This is a genomic window from uncultured Planktosalinus sp., assembly GCF_963973675.1.
In the GTDB taxonomy this organism is placed as follows: Bacteria; Bacteroidota; Bacteroidia; order Flavobacteriales; family Flavobacteriaceae; genus Planktosalinus.
Window position 1 is genome coordinate 1 of record NZ_CAXBAN010000223.1, and the last position, 4452, is coordinate 4452.

Consider the following 4452-nt stretch of genomic DNA (forward strand, 5'->3'; position numbering starts at 1 on the left):
AAACAATCTTTCAGAACCTTTAAAATACAATGCCCAGGAAGCTAAAAAGAGAGTGCTCACGTCACCGCTTGAGAAAGACGTTGCCATCAATAAGATGGTATCTGAACTTTACAACAAAACCGTTTCGCAAAAAGCTTTTCAACAGGACAATCAAGGCACAGACGGTGACTTCTTTCAATGGGCTTATTTTCATTTCGGAAGGCTTAGTTTCAGCACACCGGCTTGGTGGGTACCTGAAGTGAAAGCTGATAAACCCGAAAATGGCGAAGGCGAGGAAAAACCTAAAAAACCTGAAGAAAAGCCCACATTAACCAAAGAGTCCAACTTTTTGGCCTGGGCAGACCGCGAAGGACTGACTGATGTTTTTGTGCCCTGGCAAACGGTAACCCATCCTGACTTTCCCAATCAAAAAGTGGAAGTGGGCGGTATCAAACCTTTTGTGATGCACAATCCGCCTTATAATATGGTGGACAGTATTGCCCTGGAACACACAAATTTTATATTGGACCTTGCCAAGATGCAACCCAAACTGGAATTCCACAATGTGAAAGTTGAAAAGCTAAGCGGCGGGCTTAGCCGCATCACGGCAGATTTGTACAACAACGCCCCGCTGCCCACACACTCAGAATTGGGTGAAAAGTCCCGCTGGATGAGGAAAATCCGCATTGACATTACCAAGGACAAAGAAGAAGTCCTTGCCGGGAATACGATTAACCTGATTGATAAAATGGATGCTTTTGAAAGTAAAACCATGTCCTGGATTGTAAAAGGTTCCGGGAATGTCAAAATCAAAGCAGGAGCGGCTCACACCGGATTTGCCGTATTGAATGTAAAATTATAAGAAGATGAGAAAAAGATTATATATACCCTTTATTTGTTTCGCTTTAGCAGTCCTTTCAGTTTCTGAAATCACTGCACAGGAAAAATTTTTTAGAGCCATTGGAACACCTCACGAACCTAAAGTAGAAGTGAGTTGGAACCGTTATAATACTTATGACGGTGTAGTTGATATTATGCAAAGAATTGCCAAAGCTTACCCCAACCTGACACGTTTGGAAAGCATCGGTAAGTCAGTGGAAGGAAGGGACATTTGGTTGTTGGCTGTTTCAGATTTTAAAACAGGTGACCCTAATCGAAAACCGGCAATGTATATTGACGGAAATATACACTCCAACGAAATTCAGGGAGCGGAGTTTTCCCTTTATACAGCCTGGTACCTGACCGAAATGTTTGACGAACTTGATTTTATTGAAGAATTACTGAAAGACAAGACCTTTTATATTGTGCCCACCATCAATCCTGATGCACGTGACAATTTTATGAAAGAACCCAATACCCCACACTCACCCCGTTCCGGAATGCTGGTGCTTGATAATGATGGTGACGGAGAAGCTGGTGAGGACCGCTTTGATGATTTAAATGAAGACAATCACATCACGATGATGATTAGAAAATCACCCACAGGTCGTTTCATCAAAGATCCACAGGACCCCCGCAGACTTATCAGGGTAGAGTCTGATCAACAAGGCGAATATGAAATGCTGGGCTTTGAGGGTGTAGACCGAGATGGTGACGGACGTGTGAATGAAGATGGTATTGGTTATTATGACCCAAACCGCGACTGGGGCTGGAAATGGCAACCTGATTATGTACAACGCGGTGCCTACAAATATCCTTTCAGCCTGCCTGAGACTAGAGCAGTAGCCGATTTTGTGCTCAAGCACCCCAACATTGCCGGAGCGCAAAGCTACCACAATTACGGAGGAATGATATTAAGAGGTCCGGGTGCAGAAGAAGACCTCGATACTTACAACAAGGAAGATATTAGGATTTATGACGCGATTGCGAAAAAAGGGGAAGAGATGATTCCCGGGTATCGCTATCTGGTAGTCTACAAGGATTTGTATTCTGTTTTTGGCGGCGAACTGGACTGGTTTTACGGCGGAAGGGGTATTTATACTTATACTAATGAATTGATGGTGTCCTATCTTTATTTCCATAACAACGAAGGCCGTGGAAATCAGGAAGAAGAACTGAAAGTGGACAAATATCTCACTTTTGGTGATGCGTTTGTTGATTGGTCTGAATATAGCCATCCGCAGTTTGGAACTATAGAAATAGGGGGGTTTAAAAAGAATTTCAGCAGAGCACATCCCGGTTTTTTACTCGAGCAGGATGCCCACAGGAATATGGCATTTACCATTTACCATGCCTACCACACCCCAAAACTCAGCATGCTGGAGGTGGAAGAAAAGACTATTGGGAACGGCTTACGTGAAATAACCGCAACCATTTACAACGAGCGCCTGATGCCTACACACAGCAGTCAGGATTTAAAATACAATATTGAGCGTCCTGATTATGTAACCCTAAGCGGAGCAAACGTGGTTGCCGGAATGGTGGTCGAAAACGCAGATTTCAACATTGTAAAGGAACAAGTACACAACCCACAAAAAATGGAAGTTGAAAACATTCCCGGAATGGGAACGGTCAAAGTTCGCTGGATTGTAAGTGGTGGGGGTACCTACAGTATTAAGGTAGATTCTGCCAAAGGTGGCGTTGTGGAGTGGAAGAAGTAAAATTTTACTTTTTCCTTTTTTCCAGTTCTTCTTTCATTTTTTTGATATTGATCCAATTTGGTAACATAGCTGCAAAGAGAAATAAGGGTATGGCAATTTGCTGGCCCATTTCCCAGGTACCTTCAAACATTTTGTAAAACATATAAACTCCATAAAGAACCAACAAAAAAAGAGTTACATAGAGTAGAGAGGTCCCTGACTTGATTTTGTTTTCAAGTGCTTCGGTAGAATATTTTTCCAGTTCTTCTTTTTTCATAATCTTTAATAGTTAGATTTCTGTTTCAAACGCATAGTCTACTCCCTTTTCACTAAAGCATAAAAATCATTCTCCAGGGGCAGGTAGCCTTGGTCATAGATAAAGTAATACACAGTACCGGCTTTGGTAGTATAAATACTGGTGAAATAGTTAAAATCAAATCCTTTAGACAACATTTTTTCGCGTGTTGTTTTGGTTTTATCTTCGGGGTTGAGGTCTTCTAAAATGCGGTAATTTTTACGTAAGGTGTTGTTGGTATTACGCACCAGGTTTTTGCTGTCTTTTTTAAATTTGTTGTTGTAGCTGTTGCGGCAGGTGTCACAACAGAACTTTTTGTCTGCCCGGCCACGAACTTTATCGCCACATTCCAAACACTTTCTTTCCATTAGATTGATTTTAATGTTTGTGGGGAGAGCTATAAATATAGGAAAATATTTTATTAGAGATTTAATTTAACGGTAATACTATTTTGGCAAAAATGTCAACACTAATAAATTTTCCGTTTTTAATTTCGCAGTCAATCATTGTTCCTTCGTACTGAAAATCAAGTTTTGACAAGGCTTTTTTACAGTTTTTATTTTCCGATTCCACAAACCCTTCAATTCTGTGGAGACCAATTTCTTTAAAACCGTAATTGTATATAGCAGGCAATGCTTCTGTCATAATACCACGTCCCCAAAATTCAGGCAATAACCAAAAACCGATTTCTGCTTTTTTATGTTCTTGTGAGATTTTAGATAACCCACCGGATCCAAAAAAAGTTTTATTATCAAGTGAACAAATTGCCCACCAGATTCCCATCTGTGTTTTTTCAAGATCTGCAAACCAGTTGATTTGTTCTTTAGTAGCATCTAAACTTTTAAAACTAATACCATAATACTGAATCACACCCGGGTTTGAAAGTCCATTGAATACATTTTTGAGGTCTTTAATAGTTATTTGCCTAAATAATAGTCTTTCAGTTTTTAATAGTGGAAACTCCTTTTTCATTTTTTTAAAATTTAGTTTTTTACCTATGGACTTAGTTATTTTTCAATTTCAGAAAATCCTTTAATCGTTGGTTAATAAAATAGTCCCAACCGGCGATACAGTTTTCCCTGGTAAACTCTGGAATGTTTGAAGGGAAGTCTTCTGTAACTGTGTGAGTCAACTTCAATTTTGTGCTTTTACCTTGATCAAACAGTTCAAATGTCACAAATGAATCACCAGTATATTCTTCATATCTCCAGTTGTATGTTATTTTTTTTAAAGGAACTACTTCTTTTAATTTCCAGAGATGGTGAAATATCCTGCCTTCATTTTCTACAATAAACTTTGTTTCAAAGCCCACTTTTGGTTCAAAAGTTTTGAGGTTTTCAAAATACCATTGTTTCATTTGCTTGGGATCTGTAAGGGCTCTCCAAAGCGTAGCAATAGATTCATCAATAATTTGGGTTATAACTATTGGCGGGGCTTTTTTTTTTCCTTTTATAAAATGGAGATATTATTATAAGTGTAAAAGTTATTCTTTTTCTTGTAAATAATGTGTTCAATCTCATTTTTTTCTGGTAAAAAAATACAGCAAACTATTTTTTTTACTTAAAATAATATTTTTTAAACAAATAAGAATATTTACAT

Annotated in this window: 5 protein-coding genes and 1 pseudogene; 2 read left to right on the forward strand and 4 right to left on the reverse strand. The window is 38.8% G+C overall.

What is annotated here, in order from left to right:
* Positions 1–841, forward strand: a pseudogene (locus tag AACY61_RS09310) (peptidase); the annotation flags it as partial.
* Positions 842–845: 4 nt separating this feature from the next.
* Entirely contained in the window at positions 846–2579 is a 1734-nt protein-coding gene (locus AACY61_RS09315; RefSeq protein WP_339611303.1) for a M14 family metallopeptidase, read from the forward strand.
* Between the two features lie 4 nt (positions 2580–2583).
* Here the strand turns inward: AACY61_RS09315 and AACY61_RS09320 are convergent, their stop codons facing one another.
* From AACY61_RS09320 to AACY61_RS09335, 4 genes are all read right to left on the reverse strand, one after another.
* The gene (locus tag AACY61_RS09320) at positions 2584–2835 is read right to left on the reverse strand and encodes a hypothetical protein (protein ID WP_339611304.1); all 252 of its coding nucleotides are present in this window, start codon (positions 2833–2835) and stop codon (positions 2584–2586) included.
* Positions 2836–2873: 38 nt separating this feature from the next.
* A complete protein-coding gene (locus AACY61_RS09325; protein WP_339611305.1) occupies positions 2874–3221 on the reverse strand; it encodes a hypothetical protein in 348 nt (115 codons plus the stop codon).
* 61 nt (positions 3222–3282) lie between these two features.
* The gene (locus AACY61_RS09330; protein WP_339611306.1) at positions 3283–3825 is read right to left on the reverse strand and encodes a GNAT family N-acetyltransferase; all 543 of its coding nucleotides are present in this window, start codon (positions 3823–3825) and stop codon (positions 3283–3285) included.
* Between the two features lie 31 nt (positions 3826–3856).
* A complete protein-coding gene (locus AACY61_RS09335; protein WP_339611307.1) occupies positions 3857–4306 on the reverse strand; it encodes an SRPBCC domain-containing protein in 450 nt (149 codons plus the stop codon).
* Between the last annotated feature and the right edge of the window lie 146 nt (positions 4307–4452).

What these genes read in the sequence shown, in the direction of transcription:
- AACY61_RS09330 (WP_339611306.1), bottom strand. Translation starts at nt 3,825, where the DNA reads ATGAAAAAGGAGTTTCCACTATTAAAAACTGAAAGACTATTATTTAGG.
- AACY61_RS09320 (WP_339611304.1), bottom strand. Translation starts at nt 2,835, where the DNA reads ATGAAAAAAGAAGAACTGGAAAAATATTCTACCGAAGCACTTGAAAAC.
- AACY61_RS09325 (WP_339611305.1), bottom strand. Translation starts at nt 3,221, where the DNA reads ATGGAAAGAAAGTGTTTGGAATGTGGCGATAAAGTTCGTGGCCGGGCA.
- AACY61_RS09315 (WP_339611303.1), top strand. Translation starts at nt 846, where the DNA reads ATGAGAAAAAGATTATATATACCCTTTATTTGTTTCGCTTTAGCAGTC.